This window comes from Flavimobilis sp. BM9, assembly GCF_058313055.1.
The window spans coordinates 695,070-720,774 of record NZ_JBZEMO010000001.1; the positions used below are offsets into that span (position 1 = coordinate 695,070).

A 25,705-nucleotide genomic window follows, 5' to 3' on the forward strand; every position below is an offset into this window, starting at 1 on the left:
TGACCGTGCACAGCCCCACACACATCGTCGTGCATCACCCGGCAGCGAAGCTGAGGGAGCGCGACGGTCCTTGACGAGGAGGACTCATGCGCCTGACCACAGGCACCAAGGCCGCTGCGCTCCTAGCAGCCACCGCCCTGCTGACCGCCGCGTGCAGCGGAGGCGACCAGAGCGCCGCACCCACCACGTCCGCAGGCGCGCCCGCGGAGAAGGTCGAGCTCACGTTCTGGACGTGGGCACCCAACATGGAGAAGGTCGTCGCTCTCTGGAACGACGCCAACCCGAACATCCAGGTCACCGTCAACAAGCAGGACGGAGGCGACCCCGCCGTCACCAAGCTGCTCACCGCGATCAAGGCTGGCTCGGGCGCCCCCGACATCATGCAGGCGGAGTACCAGAAGATCCCGACCCTCGTCTCCGCGGAGGCCCTCGCGGACATCTCCGCAGCGATCGACCCGGGACTCGCCGCCCAGTACCCCGAGGGCGTCTGGAACGCGGTCACGCTCGGCTCGGAAGCAGTCTTCGCGGTGCCCCAGGACTCCGGCCCGATGCAGTTCTACTACCGCGCCGACGTCTTCGAGGACCTCGGTGTCGAGGTCCCCACGACCTGGGACGAGTACGCCGACGCCGCACGCAAGGTCCACGAAGCGGACCCCAAGGTCTACCTCGGCACCTTCTCCGCCAACGACGCCGGCTGGTTCACCGGGCTCGCCCAGCAGGCCGGTGCGTCGTGGTGGGGGATCGACGGAGACGCCTGGAGCGTCGACGTCGACGCGGAGCCCACCCAGCGGGTCGCCGAGTACTGGGGCGGCCTCGTCGAAGAAGGCGTGATCAACAACAAGCCGATGTACACCCCCGAGTGGAACGCCGCGCTCAACAACGGCACCGAGGTCGGCTGGCTGTCCGCAGTCTGGGCGCCCGGCGTGCTCGCCGGCAACGCCGCCGACACCGCAGGCAAGTGGAAGATGGCGCCCATGCCCCAGTGGGACGCGGCGAACCCGGCCACCGGCAACTGGGGCGGCTCCGCGACCGCGGTGACGTCGCAGTCGAAGCACCCCGAGCAGGCTGCCGCGTTCGTCTCGTGGCTCAACTCCTCCCAGGAGGCCGTCAACGCGCTCGTCGCCGAGGCAGGCATCTACCCGGCGAACACCGTCGCCCAGGCCGAGGCGCTCGCCTCCCCGCCGGAGTTCTTCTCGAACCAGGAGGACTTCTACACGATCGCGGGCGAGACCGCGAAGACCGCCGGCAGCTTCACGTACGGCCCGAACGTCAACGTCGCGTACTCGGCCTACAACGACGAGTTCGCCAAGGCCGCCGAGTCGAGGTCCAAGTCGGCGTTCGTCACGGCGGTGACCGCCATGCAGAAGATCACGCTCGACGATCTCAAGAGCTCGGGCTTCAACGTCACCGAGTGATGCGTTCGGCGGCCGCCCACGGGCGGCCGCCGACGCACCCGACTTTCACGCTCGCTCAGGTCGAAGGAGACAGCCCCCGTGAGCACCACCCACCCGCAGGCGGCACACGCCGCTGCGACCGGGGGCCGTGAGGCCCCACCCGCCCGACGCCGGAAGAACCTCCGGCGAGCGACCGCACCCTGGGCGTTCCTCACGCCTGCGATCGTCCTGTTCACCCTCTTCCTCGCGCTGCCCATCGGCTACGCCGTCTACCTCAGCTTCCGTGCGGAGAAGGTCAGCGGCCTCGGCCTCGGCAAGGGGGCGCGCACCGAGGTCTGGAACGGCTTCACCAACTACGTCGAGTCGCTCGCCGATCCGGAGTTCCTCGCCTCGGTGGGCCGGGTCGGGATGTACGGCCTGCTCGTCGTGCCCCTCATGCTCGGCCTCGCGCTGCTCTTCGCACTGCTGCTCGATGCGCGACGCAGCCGAGCCCGCGGCTTCTCCCGCGTGTCGATCTTCCTGCCCTACGCGGTGCCCGCGGTGATCTCCTCGCTGCTCTGGGGGTTCCTCTACCTGCCGGGCGTGAGCCCGTTCTACTACGTGTTCGACCGTCTCGGCTGGGACGTGCCGTCGCTCTTCTCCTCCGACCTGGTGATCTTCGCCGTCGCGAACATCGCAGTGTGGGGCGGCGTGGGCTTCAACATGGTCGTGATCTATACGGCGCTCAAGGCGATCCCCAGCGAGCTGTACGAGGCCGCCGAGCTCGACGGCTGCACCCAGGTCGCGATCGCGTGGCGGATCAAGGTCCCGTCGGTGCTGCCGTCGATCATCATGACGTTCGTGTTCTCGATGATCGCGACCCTGCAGGTGTTCGCCGAGCCGACCACCCTGCGCCCGCTGAGCAACACGATCTCCACCACGTGGACCCCGCTCATGAAGGTCTACCGCGACGCGTTCACGCGCGGTGACATCTACTCAGCCGCCGCCACCTCCGTCATCATCGCCGTCGCGACGTTCGTGCTCTCGTTCGGGTTCCTGCGCCTCGTGCAGAGCCGCGCCTTCGGTCAGGAGAAGTGACATGACCCCCCACCGCCCCACCACGGCGCTCGCGGACACCGCAGACACCTCGACGCTCGCACGTCGTCGGGCCGAGTCGGACCGCAGCGCAGCGCGTGCACGCTCCCGCACCCGCGGCGACCGGCCGAGCTTCTTCGCGACCGCGATCCTGCTGCTCGGCGCCCTGTACTGCCTCCTTCCCGTCGCCTGGGTCCTCGTCGCCTCGACCAAGTCCGGCGCAGAGCTGTTCTCGACGTTCACGTTCGCGCCGTCGAGCCATCTCCTCGACAACGTCCGCGACCTCGTCGAGTATCGGGACGGCCTCTTCTGGCGCTGGATGGCGAACACCGCCCTGTACGCGGGCGTCGGCGCGATCCTCTCGGTGATCGTGTCCGCGACCGCGGGCTACGCGCTGGCGAAGTACCGCTTCCGCGGCAAGTCCGCCGTCTTCAACGTGCTGCTCGCTGGCGTGCTCGTCCCTGGCGTCGTCCTGGCGATCCCGCAGTACCTGCTCCTCGCGCAGATCGGCCTGACCAACACCTACTGGTCCGTGCTCCTGCCGAGCATCATCAGCCCGTACGGGATCTACCTCGCACGGATCTACTCCGCGGCGGCCGTGCCGGACGAGGTCATCGAGGCAGCGCGGACCGACGGTGCTGGAGAGACCCGCACGTTCGTGCAGGTGGCCGTCCCGATGCTGCTGCCCGGGCTCGTGACGGTGTTCCTCTTCCAGTTCGTCGCGATCTGGAACAACTTCATGCTGCCGTACATCATGCTCGGCGACGACCGGCTCTTCCCTCTCACCGTGGGGCTCTCAGGCCTGCTCAACCAGGGTGCGTCCCAACCGGCCCTCTACACGCTCGTCATCACGGGGGCGCTGTTGTCGATCGTGCCGCTCGTCGCGCTCTTCCTGCTGCTGCAGCGCTACTGGCAGGTCGACCTGGCAGCCGGCGGCGTGAAGGCCTGACCGTGTCAGTACACTCACGAGCTGTGGAGGACTCCGGCAGACGTACGCCCGCGGCGCCCCGACGCCGACCGACGATCCGCGACGTCGCGGCCGCGGCGGGAGTCTCGCGCGGGACCGTGTCCCGCGTCATCAACGGGGGGCACTGGGTCTCGCCGGACGCGCTCGCCGCGGTGAACGAGGCAATCCGCACGACCGGCTACCAGGCGAACCAGCACGCACGCTCGCTCGTGACGGGCCGGTCCAACTCGGTCGCGTTCCTGCTCACCGAGCCGCAGCACCTGCTCTTCGAGGACCCCAACTTCTCGGTGCTCCTGCGCGGCGCCGCCGAGGAGCTCGCGAAGCGCGAGATCCCGCTGCTGCTCATGGTCGCGGGCACTCCGCAGGAGCGGGCCCGGATCACTCGGTACGTCGCCGCCGGTCACGTCGACGGCGTCCTGCTGATCAGCTCGCACCAGGGCAACCCGATGCTCACGGAGCTGCTCAAGCACAAGGTGCCGACCGTCGCCGTCGGTGTGCCCCTCGGTCACGAGGGCAAGGTCGCTCACGTCGCTGCCGACGACCTCGCCGGCGCACGGGCCATGACCGAGCATCTGCTCGCGCGCGGGCGTCAGCGCGTCGCGACGATCACCGGCCCGCTCGACACCCCGGGTGGGCAGCTCCGGCTCCAGGGGTACCGAGAGGCGCTCGGCGAGCTGTTCGACGAGCGGCGCGTCGCTCACGGTGACTACTCGCGCGAGAGCGGGCGTCTCGCGATGCTCGAGCTGCTGGGGCGCTGCCCCGACGTCGACGCGGTCTTCGTCGCATCCGACCTCATGGCTGCGGGTGCGCTCGTCGCGCTCCAGGCGGAGGGACGGAGGGTCCCCGAGGACATCGCGGTGGGTGGCTTCGACGACTCCGGTGTCGCCGCGGCTCTCCACCCGCCGCTGACGACGATGCGTCAGCCGTTCGCGCGGATCAGCGCCGAGATGGTCCGTCTCCTGCTCGACGTCATCGACGGTGAGGAACCAGCAGCGATCACGCTCCAGACGTCGCTCGTCGTGCGCGCGTCGACCTGACCGTCTGCGCTCTCGAGACAGGACGCGAGGTCCTGCCCGGCTCGGGCAGGACCTCGCGTGCATCAGGTACCACGTGCGGGGCGACGCCTACCGCATGCTCGTCGCGAGCGGGCACGTGAACGTGTCCCGCACGCCGAGCCCCACCTCGTTGAGGTAGCGGATGACGATCCCGTACGACGCGAACAGCGTCGTCTCCGTGTAGGTGACACCGCGCTCGGCGCAGAAGCGCTCGACGATGACCTTCGCGCGGCGCAGGCTCGTGCGGGGGATCGACGGGAAGAGGTGGTGCTCGACCTGGTAGTTGAGACCGCCGAGGGCGACGTCCATGAACCGGCCGCCCTTGACGTTGCGGCTCATGAGCACCTGGCGGCGCAGGAAGTCGATGCGCAGGTCCTTCGGGACGATCGGCATGCCCTTGTGGTTGGGCGCGAACGAGCCACCCATGTACAGCCCGAACAGGCCGAGGTGGACCGCGAAGAACGCGAGCGCGGTCAGCGGGGACAGGACCCACAGGACGAGCGCGACGTAGCCGACCAGGCGCACGCCGAGGAACGCGATCTCGACGCCGCGGCGCGAGATCGGGGCGCGGCCGAAGACGCGCTTGAGGCCCTGGTAGTGCAGGTCGATGCCTTCGAGGAGCAGCAGGGGGAAGAAGAACCAGCCCTGGTGCCGCGTGAACCACTGGGTCAGGCGTGACTTGCGGGCGTCCGCCTGTGCGGGCGTGAACGCGAGCACGGGCAGGTCGATGTCGGGATCGACGCCGTCCTTGTTCGGGTTGCCGTGGTGCTTGGTGTGCTTGTGCTGCCACCAGCCGTAGCTCAGCCCCACGAAGAGGTTGGCGACGACGAGGCTCGTCCAGTCGTTCCAGCGGCCGGAGACGAAGATCTGGCGGTGCGCGGCGTCGTGCCCGAGGAACGCTGCCTGCGTCATGACGACGGCGGCGACGGCGGCGGTGACGAGCTGCCACCACGTGTCGCCGATCAGGACGAAGCCGGCGACGAGGGCCGCGTAGACCGCAACCATCCCCACGAGCTTCGCCCAGTAGTAGGGGTAGTTGCGCTCGAGCAGCCCGGCCTCGCGGACCTCTCGTGCCAGATCGGTGTAGTCGCTGACCTGACGGGCGCGGGGGGAGTCGGCGGCGGGCGTGTCAGAGAGGGTGGTAGAGCTCACAGGACCTCCTGGGGTCGTCTGCGGAGCGGTCAAGAAGGGTGCCGCGGCGACGTCGCCAGGGCTGGGTGTTCGCACGGGCGCCGTCGCCTGTGGATGCCTGGATATGCACCGATGCCCCGGTCACGAGGACCGGGGCATCGGGAGGATCAGCGCGGACGCGCGCCTCTGTCGAGGCGTCGTCGCTGCGTCACCGGCTCAGAATCAGAGCGGGCGGATGTTCTCCGCCTGCGGGCCCTTCGGGCCCTGGGTCACGTCGAACTCGACGCGCTGGTTCTCGTCGAGCGAGCGGTAGCCCTGCGTCGCGATCGCGGAGTAGTGCGCGAACACGTCGGCGGAGCCGTCCTCGGGGGCGATGAAGCCAAAGCCCTTCTCAGCGTTGAACCACTTCACAGTTCCAACAGTCATGGTGATCTCCTTCAAGAGGATCGGAGGGGCTCCGCACTTCGGAGCCCTGTCCGTCACGGTGTATCCGTAGTCAACTCTTGAAGATCAAGATCCGCGGGCACTGACCCACACTGCGGCAAAGACACGAGAGACAAAGCAACTTCTCGTCGAGTGTAGCGGTCTGGGACCTTCTGCACTAGCCCCGGCGCGCGGGGCGTGCGGGAGCGAGCGTCGTGCCAGGCCGACGAGCGGCGCAGGCTGGCGGCTCGCGCACCTCCGTCAGGTGCTGAACGCGAGCAGCGGACGGCCCGTCGTCGGGTGGGTGAGCACCTCGCACCGCACGTCGTAGACGTGCTTGACGAGCTCGGGCGTGAGCACCTCGGACGGCGTGCCGACCGCGACGACGCGACCGCTCGCGAGCAGCACGACCCGGTCGCAGTACGACGCCGCGAGGTTGAGGTCGTGCAACGCAGTCACCACGGTCACGCCCTCGCCCGTCAGCGAGCGCAAGAGGTCGAGCACGCGGATCTGCGCCGACACGTCGAGGTGGTTCGTCGGCTCGTCGAGCAGCATGAGCTCGGGCTCCTGCGCGAGCGCGCGGGCGACGTGCACGCGCTGCCGCTCACCGCCCGAGAGCGTCGCGAGGCCACGCTCGGCGAGGTCCGCCACGCCGACGCGCGCGAGCGCGGTCGCCGCCGCGGCGTCGTCCGCCGCACTGTCGCCCGCGAGGAGCGAGCGGTGGGGGATGCGTCCGAGCAGGACGGCCTCGCGGACCGTGATCGACCGGTCGGGAGCCGAGTCCTGCTCGACGAGCGCGACGCGCCGCGCGCGCTCACGCCGACGCATCCGCAGCAGGTCGTCGCCGCCGAACGACGCCGCGCCGTCGTCGAGCCGCAGCGCCCCTGCGAGCGCCCGCAGCAGAGTCGACTTGCCCGAGCCGTTGGGCCCGAGGATCCCCGTCACCGTCCCGGCCGGCGCCGTGAACGCGATCTCGTCGACGATCCGACGGTCGGTGACCGACCACGTCGCCCCGGTGACGCGCAAGCCCGCGCCGACCTCTGCGCTCATGCGACGGCCCGCCGTCCGCGCCAGAGGATCGCTGCGAACACCGGCGCGCCGACGGCGGCCGTGACGATCCCGACGGGCAGCTCGCGCGGGTCCACGACCGTGCGAGCGATCGTGTCCGCCCACACGAGGAAGCTCGCGCCAGCGAGCGCCGCGACGGGCAGCACGACCCGGTGCCGCCCGCCGCTCAGCGCCTTGACGGCGTGCGGCAGGATCAGCCCCACGAACCCGATCGATCCCGACACGCTCACGAGCGCACCCGTGAGCAGCGCGACCGCGCCCAGCAACCCCCAGCGCGCGGCCGGGACATGGATGCCGAGGCTCGACGCCGAGGCGTCGCCGAACGTGAACGCGTCGAGCACGTTCCCCGCCAGGACGAGCGGCACGCCGAGGACGGCGAGCGCACCCGCCGCGATCGCGACCGACGACCACGACGCCCCGGCGACCGAGCCCATGAGCCAGGACAGGACCTCGCGGTAGGAGTCGCCCGTCGCGGACCAGAAGATGACGAAGCTCGTCGCCGCGGCGCACAGCTGGCTCACGGCCAGCCCGGCCAGGATCGTGCGTGTCGGCGTGAGCGACCCGAGCGCACCTGCTAGACCGAGCGCCGCGACGAGGGCGACGGACGACCCCGCGAACGCCGCGACCGGGAGCGCGACACCAGCGCCGAGCACGATCACGATCACAGCGCCGAGCGACGCGCCCGACGACAGACCGAGCAGGTACGGGTCGGCGAGCGGGTTGCGCGTGAGCGACTGCATGACGGCGCCGCACGTCGCGAGCCCGGCGCCGACGGCCGCCGCGGTCAAGGTGCGCGGGAGCCGGCCCTCCCAGACGATCGCGTCGCGCAGCGCGCTGGCCGGCGCGGGGCCGAGCCCGAGGTGGTGCAGCACAGAGGCCCACACCTCACCCGGCCGCAGGTCGGCCGGGCCGATCAGCACCGCGAGGAGCACGCTCGCGACGAGGGCGACCGCACCGACCGCGACGAGCGTCGCCGTGCGCGCGCCCCGGCGCGGCGCACGCGGCGCCGGCTCGGGCGTCCCGGCGTGCGCGGTGGTGTCGCGCGCGTCGGGGGTGCGGGTCGCCGTGGTCATGTCAGTCCTCGAACGTGAGCTTCGTGAGCTGGTCGGCGACGCTCGCAGCTGCGGACACGGTCCGCACGCCTGCCTCGGTCGCGGGGAACGGCACGACGACGTAGGCCTTGTTCTTGACCGCGCTCAGCGCGGCGGTCACGGGGGAGCCCTCGAGGATGCCGATCTTCTTCTCGGCACTGTTCCACGGGGAGTCGACGAGGACGATGACGTCGGGGTCCGCAGCGGCGACGGCCTCCCAGCCCATCGGGCCCCACGAGTCGTCGATGTCCGCGGCGATGTTGGTCAGGCCTGCGGTCTCCATGATGAGCGCGGGCGCACCGATGCCGCCGCCGACGTACGGGGTGTCAGAGCCCGAGGAGAACCACAGGGCGCTCAGCCCGCGCGTGTCGCGCACGACGGTCTCGAGGTCGGCGCGCTGCGTCGCCACGAGCGCCTCGGCGTCCGCGGCGCGGTCCATGATCGCGCCGATCTGCGTGATCTCGGCGAACACGTCGTCGAACGTGAGCGGGTCGGGCCGGTACTGCTTCTCCTTGCACGCGGACGGCGCGACGAGCGTGCGCACGCCGAGCGCCTCGAGCGCGGGGCGCTCGCCGGCGCCGTCGGCGGAGAACACGGACTCCCAGCCTGCGTAGACGAGATCGGGTTCCTCAGCCAGGACCACCTCGTTGCTCGGCACCTTGTCCGAGATCACCGGGACCGCTGCGGCTGCCTCGGTCCACGGCTCGGGTGCTGGTCCGTCCGGGAAGGCCGTCCCGACGATCGTGTCCCCGGCACCGAGCGCGAGGAGCATCTCGGTCGTGGACGACTTGACCGTCACGACCCGCGTCGGTGCGGCCTCGAAGGTCACGGACGTCCCGCAGTTGTCGATCGTCATCGGGTACGCCGACGTGGGGGACGCCGACGGCCGTGCCGCAGCACCGGACGCGCCAGGGGACGACGTGCCACCGCACGCGGCGAGCGTGAGCGCGGCGAGCACGACGGGCGCGACCGTGAGGGTGCGGCGGGCACGGACGGAGCGGGACGACAGGGCGGGGCGGGGCGACGCTGCGGGCACTGGGCCTCCTGGGCTCGGCAGGCGTCGTCGGGCACGACGACGCGGCACGTTTGCGGGGAGGGGCGCGACACGGGCGTCCCGGGCGACCGGCGGCCCATGGACGGGCTCGCAACACCTGGCAGGTCGGCCGGGCGGATCGTGAGGACAACGCTACCGCCGACATGTGTCGGCGGGGTTGCCGGAAGAGCCCGGCGTGCGGTCAGCCGGGTCAGGACCCCGCGCCGAGCTCGAGGTCGCGGTCGATCGTCGCCTGCACGCCGTCGACGACGGTCGACACGAAGCCGCCGTCCTCGAGCGCCATGAGGCCCGCGATCGTCGTGCCCCCCGGCGAGCAGACCTTGTCGATGAGCACCCAGGGCGCGTCGTCCGACTCGAGGATCATCCGAGCGCTGCCGAGGACGGTCTGCGCCGCGATCCGCGTCGCCATCGCCTTCGGCATGCCCGCCTTGAGAGCTCCGCGCGCGAGCGCGTCGATGAACAGGTACGCGTATGCGGGCGCGCTGCCCGCGATCGCGGTGAACGTCGAGAACGAGTGCTCGGGCAGCTCGATCGCGTCGCCGACCGCACGGAAGAGGTCGACGACCGTCGCGACCTGCTCCTCGCTCGCGGCCTTGTTGCCCGCGACCGCGGCCATGCCCGCGCCGACCATCGCGTTGACGTTCGGCATGACGCGCACGACAGGGAGGTCCGCGCCTCCGTCGCCCAGGAGCTGCTCGAGCCGCGCGAGGGACGTGCCAGCAGCGATCGAGACGAGCAGCGCGCCGCTCTCGGCGAGGGCCGCGGCGAGCGGCGGGAGCGCCGCCGGGATCACCTGGGGCTTGATCGCGAGGACGACGACGTCGACCGCGTCGACGAGCGCCTCGTTCGACGGTGCGACGGTCGCGCCGAGGCGCTCGGCGAGCGCCTGCGCGCCGGCGGCGTGCACGTCGTGGACGACGACGTCGCTGCCCTGGACGACGCCACGGTCGACGATGCCCGACGCGATCGCGGTCGCCATGTTGCCTGCACCGATGAACCCGATCTTCATGGAGTCCGCCCCTCGTCCTCGCCCGCCTCGGCGGGTCACGTCGGCCTGTCGTGGCCGTGCGACCAGCCTAGGGCGCGGCGCCGAGCAGGGTGGACGTGTCCGTGCCTGACGGACGGCACGACCGGGGGCGCGCTGCGTGGGAGGATCGAGGTCATGAGTGATGACGCTGCTCCCACCTCGGTCCCTGACGAGTCGACGATCCCCGCGACCCGTGCAGGTCGTCGCGCCGCGCGCCGTGGCCCGGACGAGGGCGTTCGCCCCGAGGCGCTGCGCGCGGTCGTCACGGGCGCGTCGTCGGGGATCGGCCGCGCGACGGTCGAGCTGCTGCGCTCGATCGGCTGGGACGTGTACGCCGTCGCCCGGCGGGCGGACCGGCTCGCCGAGCTTGCCGAGGAGACCGGCGCGGTCCCCGTCGTCGCCGACCTCACGGACGCCGCCGCGGTCGCGGCGGCCGTCGAGCGCATCACCGCGGAGGGTCCCGTGCACGCGCTCGTGAACGTCGCGGGCGGCGCGCTCGGCGTCGACAGCGTCGCGGAGGCCGACGTCGAGCGCTGGCAGCGCATGTACGACACGAACGTCCTCGGGACGCTGCGCATCACCCAGGCGCTCCTGCCCGCGCTTCGCGCTTCGGGTCGCGGCGACGTCGTCGTCCTCACGTCGACCGCAGGCCACGACACGTACCCCGGCGGCGCCGGGTACGTCGCCGCCAAGCACGCCGAGCGGATCATCGCGAGCACGCTGCGGCTCGAGCTCGTGGGGGAGCCGGTGCGCGTGATCGAGATCGCACCTGGGATGGTGCGCACCGAGGAGTTCTCGCTCAACCGTTACGCAGGCGACGCCGAGGCTGCGGACCGTGTCTACGCGGGCGTCGCCGAGCCGCTGCTCGCCGAGGACGTCGCGGACGCGATCGTGTGGACGGTCACGCGCCCGCACCACGTGAACATCGACTCGCTCATCATCCGGCCGCGCGCGCAGGCGTCGAACACGGTCGTCGCGCGCAACTCCTGAGCCTGGGTCCCCGCGCCGACGACTGACCACACTGTGGGACGGCCCAGGGTGAGGGTTGTCCTCACGCGGGCCATCACGGAGGATCCATCCGTGACCTCGACGCCTCTGACCTCCGCGCACGGCTCCAGCCGTGCCGACGTCAGGGTCGCGCGCGCCCACGCGCGTCGCACGGCGGCCCTCTGTCGCTGTTGTTGACGGCTCGCTGACCGGACGGCAGGACCGATCCCCGGTCGGCGAGCAGATCCGCACCGCTGCACCGTCGCAGCCCGTGCCGATCCCGGGACGCACCGCTCGTCCCGGCTGCCGCAGCCCCGTGCCGCTCGACGCCGAAGGAACCACCCGTGACCGCGACCGCCCTGCTCACCCGTCCCGCCGCACAGCTCCACGCTGGTGCACGCCCCGACCTGCACGCCCTGCCCTCGCTGCCGGCAGTCCCGGCGGCTGCCGACACGCTCCGCTCTCGTTGGAGCGCACGTCCTGCGACCGTCGAGGAGCTCGTCGCCCGGGACATCGAGGCGTTCACGCAGCGCCGGCGTCGCGCCGCCCGCTGACGTCGCCCCGGGTCCGGCGTAGGAGCCCGCGCGGGTAGTAGCATGGCGCGTACAGGCGTCGACCCGGCCATCACCGGCGAGCCTCCGGAAGAACAGGCGCGCACGAGCGAGCCCCAGTAGAACCGGACGGGTGGGCCCGTCACAGCCGAACGAGCGGTCAGCACGCCACCGCGCCCCCGGGCGAGGAAGCGCACTGACAAGCGGGGTGGTACCGCGGTGGTACCGGGCAAGCGCCCGGGACCGTCGTCCTCGCATGCACCTGCATCACTGCCACCACCGCCAGGAGACACTCGCATGGTCTACCCCCAGCACCGCGACGGCGCCGTCCCCGCGTCCCCGAACCTGCCCGACCTCGAGCGCGAGGTGCTCGCGTACTGGGACCAGGACGGCACGTTCCAGGCGTCCGTCGACCAGCGCCCCGCGGGCCAGGACGGCGACAACGAGTTCGTGTTCTACGACGGCCCGCCCTTCGCGAACGGCCTGCCGCACTACGGGCACCTCCTGACCGGATACGCGAAGGACGTCGTGCCGCGCTACCAGACGATGCGCGGCCGCCGCGTCGAGCGCCGCTTCGGCTGGGACACGCACGGCCTGCCCGCCGAGCTCGAGGCCGAGCGCATCCTCGGCATCACCGACAAGTCGCAGATCGAGTCGATGGGCATCGACACGTTCAACGAGGCCTGCCGCACGTCGGTCCTGCGGTACACGGGGGAGTGGCAGGAGTACGTCACGCGCCAGGCGCGCTGGGTGGACTTCGAGCACGACTACAAGACGCTCGACTCGACGTTCATGGAGTCGGTCATCTGGGCGTTCAAGCAGCTCTACGACAAGGGCCTCGCGTACGAGGGCTACCGTGTGCTGCCGTACTGCTGGCGCGACGAGACGCCGCTGTCCAACCACGAGCTGCGCATGGACGACGACGTCTACCAGTCGCGCCAGGACCCGGCCCTGACGGTCGGCGTCCGCCTCGAGACGGGCGAGCTCGCGCTCATCTGGACCACGACCCCGTGGACCCTGCCGTCCAACCTCGCGATCGCGGTCGGACCCGACGTCGAGTACGTCGTCGTGCGCGCGGGCGAGGGTTCCGTCGTCGCGGGGCAGGAGGTCCTGCTCGGCTCCGCGCGCCTCGCCGCCTACGCGAAGGAGCTCGACCTCGGCGACGACGTCGAGGCGCAGGTGCTGCGCCGCCTGCGCGGTGCGGAGCTCGCCGGGCGCCGCTACGCGCCGCCGTTCCGCTACTTCGCGGACGACGCGGAGAACCCGGCCGTGCACCAGGTGCTGGCCGCCGACTTCGTCACGACCGAGGACGGCACCGGCCTCGTGCACCTCGCTCCCGCGTTCGGTGAGGACGACAAGGCGGCGTGCGACGCCGCGGGCATCACGCCGGTCGTGCCGATCGACGCGCGCGGCCGCTTCACGAGCCTCGTGCCCGACTACGCCGACCAGCAGGTGTTCGACGCGAACCCCGAGATCATCCGCGACCTCAAGGACGGCACCGGCCCCCTCGCCGACGTCGCGGCCGAGAAGCGCCCCGTCGTGCTGCGCCACGAGACGTACCAGCACTCGTACCCGCACTGCTGGCGCTGCCGCAACCCGCTGATCTACAAGGCCGTCTCGAGCTGGTTCGTGCGCGTCACCGAGTTCCGCGACCGCATGGTCGAGCTCAACCAGGACATCTCCTGGACGCCCGAGCACATCAAGGACGGGCAGTTCGGCAAGTGGCTGTCGAACGCGCGCGACTGGTCGATCTCCCGCAACCGCTACTGGGGCTCGCCCATCCCCGTGTGGGTCTCCGACGACCCCGCGTACCCGCGCGTGGACGTGTACGGATCGTTCGCCGAGCTCGCCGCCGACTTCGGCCGGCTGCCGCTCAACGAGAAGGGCGAGCCCGACCTGCACCGCCCGTACATCGACGAGCTGACGCGCCCGAACCCGGACGACCCGACGGGGCGGTCGACGATGCGCCGCATCTCCGACGTGCTCGACGTCTGGTTCGACTCCGGCTCGATGCCGTTCGCGCAGGTGCACTACCCGTTCGAGAACCGCGACTGGTTCGAGCACCACTACCCGGGCGACTTCATCGTCGAGTACATCGGCCAGACCCGCGGCTGGTTCTACACGCTCCACGTCCTCGCGACCGCGCTGTTCGACCGGCCCGCGTTCCGCTCGGCCGTGTCGCACGGGATCGTGCTCGGCTCTGACGGTCGCAAGATGAGCAAGTCCCTGCGCAACTACCCGGACGTCACCGAGGTGCTCGACCGCGACGGCTCCGACGCGATGCGCTGGTTCCTCATGTCGAGCCCCATCCTGCGCGGCGGCAACCTCGTCGTCACGGAGGAGGGCATCCGCGACTCGGTGCGCCAGGTGCTGCTCCCCGTGTGGAGCACGTACTACTTCTTCACCCTCTACGCGGGTGCGGCGGACGGCGGCGCCGGGATCACGGCCCGCCAGGTCGCCGAGGACGAGGTCGCGGACCTGCCCGCGATGGACCGCTACCTCCTCGCGCGCACCCGCATGCTGGTGACGACCGTCCAGGAGCAGCTCGACGCGTACGACATCGCCAGCGCGTGCGAGACGGTCCGCGACCACCTCGACGTCCTGACGAACTGGTACGTGCGCACGCAGCGCGACCGCTTCTGGGCCGAGGACGCCGCGGCGTTCAACACGCTCTTCACCGCGCTCGAGGTGCTCACGCGCGTCATGGCGCCGCTCGCTCCGCTCCTGACCGAGGAGGTCTGGCGCGGCCTGACCGGTGGCCGCAGCGTGCACCTGACCGACTGGCCGACGCTCACGGACGCCGCAGGCGCCGCGACCGTGCTCGGTACGGTCCTCGCGGACGACGCGGACCTCGTCGCGACGATGGACCGCGTGCGCGCCGTGTGCTCGCTGAGCCTCGGCGTGCGCAAGGCCAACAAGCTGCGCGTGCGCCAGCCCCTGTCGCGCCTCACGGTCGTCGTCGACGACCCGGCGGCGCTCGCGCCGTACGCCGAGCTGCTCGCCTCCGAGCTCAACGTCAAGGCCGTCGACCTCGTCGGCCTCGACTCGGGTGCCGCGCAGGAGTACGGCATCGAGCGTCGTCTCACGGTCAACGCACGCGCGGCCGGGCCGCGCCTCGGCCGCGGCGTCCAGGCCGCGATCAAGGCCGCGAAGTCGGGCGACTGGCGCGAGGACGCCGACGGCACGGTCGTCGTCGTCACGCCCGACGGCGACGTGCCGCTCGAGCCCGCCGAGTACGAGGTGACGACGGTCGTCGGCGCTGCGGGCGGCGCGACCGAGCCGACGGTCGGGGCCGCGGTCCTGCCCGGCGGTGGCTTCGTCGTCCTCGACCTCCTGCTCGACGACGCGCTGCGCGCCGAGGGCTACGCACGCGACCTCGTCCGCGAGGTCCAGGACGCACGCAAGGCTGCCGGCCTCAACGTGTCCGACCGGATCGACCTCACGGTCACGGTCCCGGCCGAGCAGGTCACCGCGGTCGAGGCGCACCGCGACCTCATCGCTGCGGAGACACTGTCGGTGACGGTCACCGTCGAGACGTCGGGCACGGACGCGCACGCGGTCGCCGTCGCGAAGGCGCAGGGCTGACATGGCGCGCAAGAAGGACGAGGCGCTGGGGCGCACGCCCGAGCTCGCCGAGGTCTACGCGGCCATCATCGCGCGCAACCCGGAGCACGACTTCGAGCCGACGCTCGACCGCGTGCGCGAGGTGTGCGAGCTGCTGGGCGACCCTCAGCGCGCGTACCGCGTCGTGCACGTCACCGGCACCAACGGCAAGACGTCGACGGCGCGCATGATCGAGTCGCTCGTCCGCGAGCAGGGGCTGCGCACCGGCCGTTTCACGAGCCCGCACCTGACGAGCGTCACGGAGCGGATCGCGATCGACGGCGAGCCGATCACGGAGGAGCGCTTCGTCGAGGTGTTCCGTGACGTCGAGCCCTACGTCGAGATGGTCGACGCGCGGTCCCAGGCCGCAGGCGGGCCGCGGCTGAGCTTCTTCGAGGTGCTCACCGTCATGGCGTTCGCGGCGTTCGCGGACGCCCCCGTCGACGTCGCGATCGTCGAGGTCGGCATGGGTGGCGGCTGGGACTCGACGAACGTCGCCGACGGCGACGTCGCCGTCGTCACGCCCGTGTCGATGGACCACGCGCAGTGGCTCGGCTCGACCGTCGTCGAGATCGCCCACGAGAAGGCGGGGATCATCAAGGAGGGCGCGAGCGTCGTCGTCGGCGAGCAGGTCGAGGAGGTCGAGGAGGTGCTCCTCGCCGAGGCGCGCGAGCGCGGAGCGTCGCACCTCGTGCGCGACGGCGCCGAGCTCACGGTCGCGCAGCGGCACGTCGCGGTCGGTGGGCAGCTCGTCGACCTGTCGACGCCGGGCGGTCTGTACACGGAGATCTTCCTGCCGCTGCACGGTGCCCACCAGGCCCACAACGCCCTGCTCGCGCTCGCCGCGACCGAGGCGCTCGTCACCGGGGGAGCAGCGCTCCCCGCGGGCGTCGTCGAGGCGGGCTTCGCCGCGGTGACCTCGCCAGGGCGCCTCGAGGTCGTCCGGTCGAGCCCGACGATCCTCGTGGACGCGGCGCACAACCCGGCGGGCGCCGAGGTGCTCGTCGATGCGCTCGAGGAGGCTTTCGGGTTCTCCCGGCTCATCGGCGTCGTCGGCGTGCTGGGAGACAAGGACGCCGAGGGGCTCCTGTCGGTCCTCGAGCCCGTCCTCGCGGAGATCGTCGTGACGCAGTCGTCGTCCCCTCGGTCGACGGAGGCGGAGGACCTGCACGAGCTCGCGGTCGACGTCTTCGGCGAAGACCGGGTTCACCTGGCATCTCGCCTCGACGCTGCTCTCGACATCGCAGCGACATTGGCGGAGAGTGAAGACACGATCGGCGTCGGCACCGGAGCAGGCGTGATCGTCACCGGCTCGGTGGTCCTGGCCGCAGAGGCCAGGGTGCTTCTCGGGAGGGGCTGAGTCCCCGCAGGAAGGATCTTGCGATGAAGAAGCTTCTGAACGACCCCGCCAAGGCTGTCGACGAGTCCGTCGAGGGGTTCGGCCTGGCACACCCCGATCTCGTGCGGGTCCACACGGACCCGCTGTTCGTCACCAGGGCGACGAAGGCGCCTCCGGGGACCGTCGCCCTCGTGTCCGGCGGCGGTGCTGGGCACGAGCCGCTCCACGCGGGCTTCGTCGGGGAGGGCATGCTCGACGCCGCCGTGCCTGGGGCCGTGTTCACCTCGCCGACCCCTGACCAGGTCGCCGCAGCGATCGAGGCTGTCGACAACGGCGCCGGCGTGCTCGCGATCGTGAAGAACTACACGGGCGACGTGCTCAACTTCGAGACCGCCGTCGAGCTCGCGGACGGCGTCGAGGTCTCGACGGTCCTCGTCCACGACGACGTCGCGGTCGAGGACTCGCTCTACACGGCGGGCCGGCGCGGTGTCGCCGGGACCGTGCTCGTCGAGAAGATCGCGGGGGCGGCCGCCGCCCGCGGCGACGACCTCGCGAGCGTCACGGCGATCGCCGAGCGCGTCTCGTCCGGGGTGCGGTCCATGGGCGTCGCGCTCTACGCGCCGACCGTCCCGCACGTCGGGCGCCCGAGCTTCGACCTGCCCGACGACGAGATCGAGATCGGCATCGGGATCCACGGTGAGCCTGGCCGCCACCGCGTCCCTGCTGCGGACGCGGACACGATCACCGAGGCGCTCCTGACCCCGATCGTCGAGGACCTCGGGCTCGAGAGCGGCGAGCGTGTGTTGCTGTTCGTTAACGGAATGGGTGGCACCCCCTCGTCGGAGCTGTACGTCGTCTATCGTCGGGCACGGCGGCTCCTGGAGGACCGCGGCGTCACGGTCGACCGGTCCCTGGTCGGCAGCTACGTGACGTCTCTCGAGATGCAGGGCGCGTCGCTGACCGTGCTGCGCCTCGACGACGAGCTGACGAGCCTGTGGGACGCGCCCGTGCACACCCCCGCGCTGCGGTGGTGAGCGGCCGCGTCCCGGTCTGCATCTGGAGGTAGCACGCACCATGTCGCTGGACGTCGAGTGGGCACTGAGGTGGGTCCGGCTGTCAGCCGACTCGATCGCTGAGGCGCGGGACGAGCTGACGGAGCTGGACCGGCAGATCGGCGACGGTGATCACGGCGCGAACCTCGACCGAGGCTTCGCGGCGGTCCGCACCAAGGTCGACGGTCTCGAGGCCGAGAACGTCGGCGACGTGCTCAAGGTCGTCGCGACGACCCTCATGTCGACGGTCGGAGGAGCGTCGGGCCCGTTGTACGGGACGGCGTTCCTCCGAGCCGCGAAGGTCACGGGCATCCCTGACCTCAACGCGCACGCCGTCGTCGCGCTCCTCGAGGGTGCCCTCGAGGGGATCACCTCGCGCGGCCGTGCGGTCGTGGGGGAGAAGACGATGGTCGATGCCTGGTCGCCCGCGGTCGACGCCGCCGAGGCAGCAGCCGGCGCAGGGGCTGCGCCTGCCGAGGTGCTCGAGGCGGCGCTCGCAGCCGCCGAGGAGGGGGCGGCCTCGACCGTCGACCTGATCGCGACCAAGGGGCGCGCGAGCTACCTGGGCGAGCGCAGCCGTGGGCACCTCGACCCGGGAGCCCGGTCGACCGTGATCCTGCTCCGCGCGGCAGCAGAGGCCGCGCGTGGCTGACGACGTGCGGCCGGAGCGCGTCGCGCTCGTGCTCGTGTCGCACAGCGCGCAGATCGCCGAGGGCACCGCTGGGCTCGCTGCCCAGATGGCGCCCGGTGTGACGATCCGACCCGTCGGCGGCCTGCCGGGCGGCGGTCTCGGCACCGACTTCGACCGGACCCTCGAGGAGCTGAGCAGCGCCGCGCAGGGCGCGCTCGGCGTCGTCGTCCTCGCGGACCTCGGCTCCGCCGTCCTGACCGTCGAGTCCGCTCTCGAGTTCCTCGACGAGGACCTCGCCTCACGCACGCGTCTCGCGGACGCGCCCTTCGTCGAGGGGACGGTCGCGGCTGCGGTCACGGCGCACGGCGGGGGCGACCTCGACGCGGTGCTCGGCGCGGCGGAGCACGCCGGTTCGACGTTCGCGCGCGGATCCGGCACCCTGGGCGAGGAGGCCCAGGGCGTGGCCCCGGACGAGGAGGACACGATGGCGGCGACGGGGACCGGGCTCGCCCGGCAGGTGGAGATCCGCAACCCGATGGGCCTCCACGCGCGGCCTGCCGCGCTCCTGGCGCGCATGGTCGCGGGCTACGACGCGAACCTGACGATCGCTGGCGTGAACGCGGCGAGCGTCCTCGAGCTCATGAAGCTCGGTGCTGTGGGCGGCCAGGTCGTCGAGGTCGACGGCACCGGCGGGCAGGCCGAGGAGGCCATCGCCGCGGTGGTCGAGGCGATCGAGGGCGGCTTCGGCGAGGTCTGAGGCCCACGCCTCCACGCGCCGCTGAGGCGCACGCCACACAGATCTCGCTGCCTTTCGGCGTCGTGAGACGTGTAACGTCGCTGGGTCCCGACCGCCGCACGCGCCTCGACGCGCGCCGCGGCACGTCGCGCCGACGAGCGCGGCGTCGTCGGGCGCACACGACGACGGAGGAACAGCCATGTCAGCCACCACGACCGCCCCGGACCAGCGCGTCCCCGAGGACGCCGATACCCCGCTCGTCGTCCTCGACAAGCGCACGATCTGGCTCATCTTCGGGTCGCTCATGGCGTCGATGTTCCTGTCGTCGCTCGACCAGTCCATCCTCGGCACCGCCATGCCGACGATCGTCGGCGAGCTCAGCGGCGTCGAGCACCAGGGCTGGCTCATGACCGCCTACATCCTCGCGATCGCGATCGTCATGCCGCTCTACGGCAAGTTCGGCGACCTGTGGGGTCGGCGCTGGCCGTTCCTCTTCTCGATCGGTCTCTTCACGCTCGCCTCGGCAGGTGCGGGGTTCGCGCAGTCGTTCGGCGAGCTCGTCGTCTGGCGCGCCGTCCAGGGCCTCGGCGGAGGCGGGCTCATGATCCTGTCGCAGGCGATCATCGCGGACATCATCCCCGCACGTGAGCGCGGCAAGTACATGGGCCCCATGGGTGCCCTGTTCGGTGTCTCCGCGGTGGCTGGTCCGCTCCTCGGCGGCCTGTTCACCGACCACCTCGACTGGCGCTGGTGCTTCTGGATCAACATCCCCGTCGGCCTCGCCGCGCTCGTCGTCTCGTGGATCACCCTCAAGCTCCCGTCGCACCGAGCGGGCCGCAAGATCGACTGGCCGGGCATCGTCACGATGATCCTCGCGACGTCGAGCCTCGTCCTCGTCGCCACGTGGACGAGCTGGAGCGGCTCGGGCAGCTACGACTTCTCGGACCCGCTGCTCGTCGGTCTCACCGCCGGCTTCGCGGTCGCGACCGTGCTCTTCGTGCTCGCCGAGACGCGCGCCGAGGAGCCGCTCATCCCGCTGCACCTGTTCCGCAACCGGACCTTCACGATCTCGACGACGATCGGTCTCGTCGTCGGCATGGGCATGTTCTCTGCGCTGACGTTCCTGCCGACGTTCCTGCAGATGTCCTCGGGCGCGGGCGTCACGCAGTCCGGCTTCCTCATGCTGCCGATGATGGCGGGCATGATGCTCACGACGATCGGCTCGGGCGTGCTCATCACGCGGTCAGGTCGCTACAAGCTGTACCCCGTGGCGGGCCTCGCGCTCTCCTCGGTCATGCTCGCGGTCATGACGCAGATCGACGGCAGCACGAGCCTCGTCACCTTCTCTGTCCTGCTGTTCTTCCTCGGTGCTGGCCTCGGCCTGGTCATGCAGACGATCGTGCTCGCGGTGCAGAACGCCGTCGACCCGCACGAGCTCGGCACGGCCACGAGCTCGAACAACTTCTTCCGTGAGATCGGCGCCGCCGTCGGCGTCGCGCTGTTCTCGACGCTGTTCACGAACCGTCTGACGGACAACATCGGCGGGCTCGCCGCCTCCGTGCCGCCCGCGGAGCTCGCCGGGCTCGACCCTGCCGGGCTCACGCCTGCCGCGGTCCACGGCTTCCCGGAGGCGCTCAAGCAGGGCGTCATCGACGCGTACGCCGACGCCCTCGCGCCGTCGTTCTGGTACCTCGTGCCGCTGCTCGTCCTCGGTTTCGTCCTGTCGCTCTTCCTGCGCGAGGTGCGGCTCTCGCACGAGGCGGGCATGGTCGCGCGCGGTGAGGCCGTCGCCGGATGAGGACGCAGCCGCCGTCCGGCGCTGGCCGTGCCGGTAGCCTGGGCGGCGTGACAGACGCTCAGCCCGGCCGTCCCGAGACCCCGGTGATCCGCGCCAAGAAGTCCGCCAAGGTCCAGTTCACCTCGACGATCCTCCTTCTTGAGGCGTTCGTCGTCGTGTTCGCGACGTTCGTGCTCTACGGCCTGCGCGACGTCCCGGCAGGCCTCCCAGACTCCGTGCCGAACCTCGAGCCGGGCGTCATCTGGACGGTCGGGGTGACGATGTTCGTCACGCTCGTCGTCCTCTCCCGTGCGTGCGGGCGTCCCGGCGGCTACGTCGCCGGCTCGGTCGCCCAGATCCTCGTCGCCGCGTGGACCCTCGTGATCCCGCTCATGGGCGTCGTCGCGCTCGTGTTCATCGGCCTGTGGGTCGCGTCGCTCCGCCTCGGCGGACGTGTCGACCGGGAGCGCGCGGAGTACGACGCCGCGCACCCCGACGAGGCGCCCAACGTCTGACCGCACCAGGCGCGACGCGGACAGATCGGTAAACTCGCCCCATGACTGAAGCCCCTGCTCCGCAGCGTTCCCTCGTCCTGGTCAAGCCCGACGGCGTAGCCCGCGGCCTCACCGGAGAGATCCTGCGCCGGATCGAGTCCAAGGGCTACCGCCTGGTGGCGCTCGAGCTGCGCGTCGCTACCCGCGAGCTCCTCGAGGAGCACTATGCGGAGCACGCCGGCAAGCCGTTCTTCGAGCCGCTCGTCGAGTTCATGTCCTCCGGCCCGCTCGTCGCCCTCGTGATCGAGGGGCACCAGTCGATCGCCGGGTTCCGCTCGCTCGCGGGTGCGACCGACCCGACGGCCGCCGCCCCCGGCACGATCCGCGGCGACCTCGGTCGCGACTGGGGTCTCAGGGTCGCGCAGAACCTCGTGCACGGCTCGGACGCCCCCGAGTCCGCGGCGCGCGAGATCGCGCTCTGGTTCCCCGGCCTCTGACGCCCGTCCGAGCGGGGCGGCGCTGTCGCCGCCCCGCAGGACCGGGCCGCTAGGCTCGGTCCGTGCACCTCAAGACCCTCACCCTGCGCGGGTTCAAGAGCTTCGCGTCCGCGACGACGCTGAGCTTCGAACCCGGGGTGACGTGCGTCGTCGGGCCCAACGGCTCGGGGAAGTCGAACGTCGTCGACGCGCTCTCGTGGGTCATGGGGGAGCAGGGCGCCAAGACCCTGCGCGGCGGGAAGATGGAGGACGTCATCTTTGCCGGGACGTCCGGCCGCCCGCCGCTCGGCCGCGCCGAGGTGTCGCTCACGATCGACAACACCGACGGTGCGCTGCCGATCGACTACTCCGAGGTGACGATCACCCGGACGCTGTTCCGCACGGGCGGGTCCGAGTACGCGATCAACGGCGCCCAGTGCCGCCTCCTCGACATCCAAGAGCTCCTGTCCGACTCGGGCCTCGGCCGCGAGATGCACGTGATCGTCGGCCAGGGCCGGCTCGACACGGTCCTGCGCGCGACCCCCGAGGAGCGGCGCGGCTTCATCGAGGAAGCCGCGGGCGTCCTCAAGCACCGCAAGCGCAAGGAGAAGGCGCTCCGCAAGCTCGACTCGATGCAGGCGAACCTCACGCGCCTGAGCGACCTCACGAGCGAGCTGCGCCGCCAGCTCGGCCCGCTCGGCAAGCAGGCGGCGATCGCACGCCGCGCCCAGGTGGTCCAGGCAGACGCGCGCGACGCCCGTGCGCGCCTGCTCGCGGACGACCTGGTCCAGCTCGTCGCGACCCTCGAGCAGGAGAAGGCGGACGAGACTGCGCTGCGCGCTCGGCAGGCAGAGGTCGAGAAGGACCTGGCAGCCTCGCGGGACGAGCTCACGGCCCTCGAGGCCGCTGCCGCGACGGCGGCGCCCCGGCTCGCTCAGGTCGCGGACACCTGGTACCACCTGTCCTCGCTGCGCGAGCGCGTCCGCGGCACGCAGACGCTCGCGACCGAGCGATTGCGCCTGCTCGGTACGCCCGAGCCGGTCGAGCAGCGCTCGGACCCGGGCGCGCTCGAGGCGCAGGCTGAGCGGGCGCGTGCGGCGGAGGAGGAGCTCGCGGGGGAGACCGACGTCGCCCGAGCCGCGCTCGAGAAGGTCGTCGCGTCCCGCGAGGCGGCGGAGAAGCGTGCGCACGACGCGGAGCGGGAGGTTGCGGCGCTGCTGCGCGGCGCTGCTGACCGCCGCGAGGGTCTCGCCCGGCTCGCGGGTCAGGTCGCAGCCCAGCGCTCCCGCGTCGAGGCGACCGTCGCGGAGATCGGGCGGCTGCGCTCGGGGGCGGACGAGGCGCGCGAGCGCGGCCGTGCCGCCCAGGCGGAGCTCGCCCGGCTCGAGTCCGAGGTCGCGGGCGTCGAGGAGGGCGAGGTGGGGCTCGATGCCGCGCACGAGGCTGCCGTCGCGCGTCTGGACGCTGCGCAGGCTGCCGTCCGGGAGATCCGTGCACGGCTCGACGAGGTCCGCGCGTCGCGCGCGACCCTGACAGCGCGCGCCGAGACGCTCGAGCTGAGCCTCGAGCGCAAGGACGCCGCGGGAGCGATCCTCGCGTCGGAGGATCCCGAGCTCGCCACCGTCCTCGGGTCGCTCGCCGCGCTGCTCACCGTCGAGCCTGGCTACGAGGAGGCGGTCGCGGCAGCGCTGGGCCACGCCGCCGATGCGATCGCCGTCGAGAGCCTCGGCGGTGCGGTCGACGTCATCCGGTGGCTCCGTGCCGACGACGCAGGCCGAGCGACGCTCGTCGTCGCGTCCGAAGGACGCGAGGCGTCCGCTCACTCGCGGCGCACCCTGCCGGACGGCGCACGCTGGGCGAGCGAGATCGTCGGCACGACGCCGGACCTCGCCGCGACGGTGGCGTCCCTGCTCGCTGATCACGTCGTCGTCGAGGACCTTGCGCACGCGCGCGCCCTCGTCGAGGGCGCAGCCGGCCTCGTCGCGGTCACGCGTGCGGGCGACGTCCTCGGGCGCGACCTCGCGCTCGGCGGTTCGGCGGCCGCGCCGAGCGTCTTGCACCTGCAGGCTGCGCTCGACGACGCGCGCAGCGGCCTGGCAGCCGCCGACGTGGAGGCGGCGACGCTCGAAGGGCAGCTCGTCGAGGCTTTGACGGAAGAGAGCTCGGCCGCGCTGGCGCACGACGAGACGCTCGAACGGCTCCACGAGTCGGACGCCGCGCTCGCGGCGGTCGCCGAGCAGCTCGGGCACCTCGGGGCGACGGCGCGTGCTGCGGCCGCGGAGGAGGAGCGTGCCGCGGGTGCGCTCGCCCGCGCGGAGGCGACGCTCGAGACGCAGCAGGAGACGCTCGCTGACCTTGCGCAGCGGCTCGAGGTCGCCGAGGTCGAGCCGGAGTCGTCCGAGGAGGCGCTCGCCGCAGCCATGACGGTGCGCGACGCGTCGGCGCAGGAGGCGACCGCGGCCCGTGCCAAGGAGACCGAGGCGCGTCTCGCGCTGCGCACGAGCGAGGAGCGTGCCCGCGCCCTCGCCGGTCGGGCCCAGTCGCTCACGAGGGCGGCGGCTGCGGAGCGCGAGGCGCAGGCCCGCGCGGCGAGGCGGGCCGAGCAGCGCGCCCGGCAGGCGGCGCGCGCGTCCGCGGTCGCCGAGGGCGCCCGCGTCACCCTCCAGGTGCTCGAGACCTCGCTCGCTGTCGCCGCTGCGGAGCGTGACGCCCAGGAGGTCGCCCGCGCCGCGCGCGACGCGCGCCTCGTCGAGGTCCGCGCACAGGTGGACTCGCTCACCGGGACCTTGCGCGAGCTGACCGATGTCGTGCACCGCGACGAGGTCGCCCGCGCGCAGCAGGCGCTGCGGATCGAGCAGCTCGAGCTGCGCTCGACCGAGGAGCTCGGTATCGACCCGCAGGTTCTCGTCGACGAGTTCGGGCCGGACCGGCCTGTCCCTGTCCTCGGGGAGCCTGCCGTGGGCGACGACGACGATGCGGACGCGGGGGAGCCGCGCACCGTCCCGTACGTCCGGGCCGAGCAGGAGAAGCGACTGCGCACGGCGGAGCGTGCGCTCGCCCAGCTGGGCAAGGTCAACCCGCTCGCCCTCGAGGAGTTCGCGGCGCTCGAGGAACGTCACCAGTTCCTGACCGAGCAGCTTGCCGACCTCAAGCGCTCGCGCGCGGACCTGCTGCAGATCGTCAAGGAGATCGACGACCGCGTCGAGCGCGTGTTCGCTGACGCGTTCCGCGACACCGCCGAGCAGTTCGAGCGGGTGTTCCCGCGCATGTTCCCCGGCGGCGAGGGCCGCCTGGTCCTGACCGACCCGTCCGACATGCTCACCACGGGCATCGAGGTCGAGGCGCGCCCCGCAGGCAAGAAGGTCAAGCGGCTCTCGCTGCTCTCGGGCGGCGAGCGGTCCCTGACCGCGGTCGCGCTGCTGGTGTCGATCTTCAAGGCCCGGCCGAGCCCGTTCTACGTGATGGACGAGGTCGAGGCGGCGCTCGACGACGTCAACCTCGGCCGGCTGCTGGACATCTTCCGGGAGCTCCAGGAGGACTCCCAGCTCATCGTCATCACGCACCAGAAGCGCACGATGGAGATCGCCGACGCGCTGTACGGCGTGACGATGCGCGAGGGAGTCACGCAGGTCATCAGCCAGCGGCTGCGCGACGGCCGCGAGGCGGCTCCGGCCCCCGTCGGCTAGCTCGCCGTCCTGCCCGGGCGGGTGGGTGAAGATCGTGTGGCGAATCCCGCACCACGGCGCGGACGCCACCCGCCTCACGCGAATTCGTC

The 25,705-nt window shown here is 71.8% G+C and carries 21 protein-coding genes; 15 read left to right on the forward strand and 6 right to left on the reverse strand.

The features are described from left to right. The first annotated feature begins 86 nt into the window (after positions 1-86). The 4 genes from AC4F3Q_RS03120 to AC4F3Q_RS03135 all read left to right on the forward strand — a co-directional run bounded on the left by AC4F3Q_RS03120 (position 87) and on the right by AC4F3Q_RS03135 (position 4,472). Positions 87-1,415: an ABC transporter substrate-binding protein gene (locus AC4F3Q_RS03120; protein WP_491038682.1), complete on the forward strand. Its 1,329-nt coding sequence runs from the start codon at positions 87-89 to the stop codon at positions 1,413-1,415. Between the two features lie 78 nt (positions 1,416-1,493). Beyond that, entirely contained in the window at positions 1,494-2,471 is a 978-nt protein-coding gene (locus AC4F3Q_RS03125) for a carbohydrate ABC transporter permease (RefSeq protein ID WP_491038683.1), read from the forward strand. Between the two features lies 1 nt (position 2,472). Beyond that, positions 2,473-3,417, forward strand: a complete 945-nt coding sequence (locus AC4F3Q_RS03130; protein ID WP_491038684.1) for a carbohydrate ABC transporter permease — start codon at positions 2,473-2,475, stop codon at positions 3,415-3,417. Between the two features lie 23 nt (positions 3,418-3,440). Continuing rightward, entirely contained in the window at positions 3,441-4,472 is a 1,032-nt protein-coding gene (locus AC4F3Q_RS03135; RefSeq protein WP_491038685.1) for a LacI family DNA-binding transcriptional regulator, read from the forward strand. A gap of 87 nt (positions 4,473-4,559) precedes the next feature. Here the strand turns inward: AC4F3Q_RS03135 and AC4F3Q_RS03140 are convergent, their stop codons facing one another. The 6 genes from AC4F3Q_RS03140 to proC all read right to left on the reverse strand — a co-directional run bounded on the left by AC4F3Q_RS03140 (position 4,560) and on the right by proC (position 10,266). Further along, positions 4,560-5,642, reverse strand: coding sequence for a fatty acid desaturase family protein (locus AC4F3Q_RS03140; RefSeq protein ID WP_491038686.1), 1,083 nt, complete (start codon positions 5,640-5,642; stop codon positions 4,560-4,562). A gap of 201 nt (positions 5,643-5,843) precedes the next feature. Next, complete coding sequence (locus AC4F3Q_RS03145) at positions 5,844-6,047, reverse strand: cold-shock protein (RefSeq protein WP_098457228.1); 204 nt, start codon at positions 6,045-6,047, stop codon at positions 5,844-5,846. Positions 6,048-6,305: 258 nt separating this feature from the next. Next, on the reverse strand, positions 6,306-7,094 hold the full coding sequence (locus AC4F3Q_RS03150; protein ID WP_491038687.1) for a putative F420-0 ABC transporter ATP-binding protein: 789 nt from the start codon (positions 7,092-7,094) through the stop codon (positions 6,306-6,308). After that, complete coding sequence (locus tag AC4F3Q_RS03155; RefSeq protein WP_491038688.1) at positions 7,091-8,185, reverse strand: putative F420-0 ABC transporter permease subunit; 1,095 nt, start codon at positions 8,183-8,185, stop codon at positions 7,091-7,093. Before AC4F3Q_RS03155 ends, AC4F3Q_RS03150 begins: the two co-directional genes overlap by 4 nt. Position 8,186: 1 nt before the next feature. Then, positions 8,187-9,239, reverse strand: a complete 1,053-nt coding sequence (locus AC4F3Q_RS03160) for a putative F420-0 ABC transporter substrate-binding protein (protein ID WP_491038689.1) — start codon at positions 9,237-9,239, stop codon at positions 8,187-8,189. Between the two features lie 208 nt (positions 9,240-9,447). Continuing rightward, a complete protein-coding gene (gene proC, locus AC4F3Q_RS03165; protein ID WP_491038690.1) occupies positions 9,448-10,266 on the reverse strand; it encodes a pyrroline-5-carboxylate reductase in 819 nt (272 codons plus the stop codon). A gap of 153 nt (positions 10,267-10,419) precedes the next feature. Here proC and AC4F3Q_RS03170 point away from each other — a divergent pair, with 153 nt between their 5' ends. From AC4F3Q_RS03170 to smc, 11 genes are all read left to right on the forward strand, one after another. Next, positions 10,420-11,274 carry an SDR family NAD(P)-dependent oxidoreductase gene (locus AC4F3Q_RS03170; protein ID WP_491038691.1) on the forward strand — a complete coding sequence of 285 codons (855 nt, stop codon included), beginning with the start codon at positions 10,420-10,422 and terminating at the stop codon, positions 11,272-11,274. 341 nt (positions 11,275-11,615) lie between these two features. Beyond that, a complete protein-coding gene (locus tag AC4F3Q_RS03175; protein WP_491038692.1) occupies positions 11,616-11,825 on the forward strand; it encodes a hypothetical protein in 210 nt (69 codons plus the stop codon). 294 nt (positions 11,826-12,119) lie between these two features. Continuing rightward, complete coding sequence (gene ileS, locus AC4F3Q_RS03180; protein WP_491038693.1) at positions 12,120-15,407, forward strand: isoleucine--tRNA ligase; 3,288 nt, start codon at positions 12,120-12,122, stop codon at positions 15,405-15,407. A 1-nt stretch (position 15,408) separates the two neighbouring features. Further along, the gene (locus tag AC4F3Q_RS03185) at positions 15,409-16,785 is read left to right on the forward strand and encodes a bifunctional folylpolyglutamate synthase/dihydrofolate synthase (protein ID WP_491038694.1); all 1,377 of its coding nucleotides are present in this window, start codon (positions 15,409-15,411) and stop codon (positions 16,783-16,785) included. A 23-nt stretch (positions 16,786-16,808) separates the two neighbouring features. Next, the gene (gene dhaK, locus AC4F3Q_RS03190; RefSeq protein ID WP_168445952.1) at positions 16,809-17,798 is read left to right on the forward strand and encodes a dihydroxyacetone kinase subunit DhaK; all 990 of its coding nucleotides are present in this window, start codon (positions 16,809-16,811) and stop codon (positions 17,796-17,798) included. A 40-nt stretch (positions 17,799-17,838) separates the two neighbouring features. Next, positions 17,839-18,468: a dihydroxyacetone kinase subunit DhaL gene (gene dhaL / locus AC4F3Q_RS03195; protein WP_491038695.1), complete on the forward strand. Its 630-nt coding sequence runs from the start codon at positions 17,839-17,841 to the stop codon at positions 18,466-18,468. Then, the gene (gene dhaM, locus AC4F3Q_RS03200) at positions 18,461-19,204 is read left to right on the forward strand and encodes a dihydroxyacetone kinase phosphoryl donor subunit DhaM (protein WP_350308677.1); all 744 of its coding nucleotides are present in this window, start codon (positions 18,461-18,463) and stop codon (positions 19,202-19,204) included. Before dhaL ends, dhaM begins: the two co-directional genes overlap by 8 nt. Before the next feature lie 178 nt (positions 19,205-19,382). Beyond that, positions 19,383-20,981: an MDR family MFS transporter gene (locus AC4F3Q_RS03205; RefSeq protein ID WP_491038696.1), complete on the forward strand. Its 1,599-nt coding sequence runs from the start codon at positions 19,383-19,385 to the stop codon at positions 20,979-20,981. A 47-nt stretch (positions 20,982-21,028) separates the two neighbouring features. Next, a complete protein-coding gene (locus tag AC4F3Q_RS03210; protein WP_491038697.1) occupies positions 21,029-21,475 on the forward strand; it encodes a DUF4233 domain-containing protein in 447 nt (148 codons plus the stop codon). A gap of 41 nt (positions 21,476-21,516) precedes the next feature. After that, entirely contained in the window at positions 21,517-21,951 is a 435-nt protein-coding gene (ndk, locus tag AC4F3Q_RS03215) for a nucleoside-diphosphate kinase (RefSeq protein WP_491038698.1), read from the forward strand. 62 nt (positions 21,952-22,013) lie between these two features. Further along, complete coding sequence (gene smc, locus AC4F3Q_RS03220; RefSeq protein WP_491038699.1) at positions 22,014-25,616, forward strand: chromosome segregation protein SMC; 3,603 nt, start codon at positions 22,014-22,016, stop codon at positions 25,614-25,616. Positions 25,617-25,705: the final 89 nt, after the last annotated feature.

Bases quoted from the DNA above. Each gene is read 5' to 3' on its own strand.
- AC4F3Q_RS03120 (WP_491038682.1), top strand. From the start codon at position 87: ATGCGCCTGACCACAGGCACCAAGGCCGCTGCGCTCCTAGCAGCCACC.
- AC4F3Q_RS03130 (WP_491038684.1), top strand. From the start codon at position 2,473: ATGACCCCCCACCGCCCCACCACGGCGCTCGCGGACACCGCAGACACC.
- AC4F3Q_RS03145 (WP_098457228.1), bottom strand. From the start codon at position 6,047: ATGACTGTTGGAACTGTGAAGTGGTTCAACGCTGAGAAGGGCTTTGGC.
- AC4F3Q_RS03150 (WP_491038687.1), bottom strand. From the start codon at position 7,094: ATGAGCGCAGAGGTCGGCGCGGGCTTGCGCGTCACCGGGGCGACGTGG.
- AC4F3Q_RS03155 (WP_491038688.1), bottom strand. From the start codon at position 8,185: ATGACCACGGCGACCCGCACCCCCGACGCGCGCGACACCACCGCGCAC.
- proC (WP_491038690.1), bottom strand. From the start codon at position 10,266: ATGAAGATCGGGTTCATCGGTGCAGGCAACATGGCGACCGCGATCGCG.
- AC4F3Q_RS03170 (WP_491038691.1), top strand. From the start codon at position 10,420: ATGAGTGATGACGCTGCTCCCACCTCGGTCCCTGACGAGTCGACGATC.
- ileS (WP_491038693.1), top strand. From the start codon at position 12,120: ATGGTCTACCCCCAGCACCGCGACGGCGCCGTCCCCGCGTCCCCGAAC.
- AC4F3Q_RS03185 (WP_491038694.1), top strand. From the start codon at position 15,409: ATGGCGCGCAAGAAGGACGAGGCGCTGGGGCGCACGCCCGAGCTCGCC.
- dhaK (WP_168445952.1), top strand. From the start codon at position 16,809: ATGAAGAAGCTTCTGAACGACCCCGCCAAGGCTGTCGACGAGTCCGTC.
- dhaL (WP_491038695.1), top strand. From the start codon at position 17,839: ATGTCGCTGGACGTCGAGTGGGCACTGAGGTGGGTCCGGCTGTCAGCC.
- AC4F3Q_RS03205 (WP_491038696.1), top strand. From the start codon at position 19,383: ATGTCAGCCACCACGACCGCCCCGGACCAGCGCGTCCCCGAGGACGCC.
- ndk (WP_491038698.1), top strand. From the start codon at position 21,517: ATGACTGAAGCCCCTGCTCCGCAGCGTTCCCTCGTCCTGGTCAAGCCC.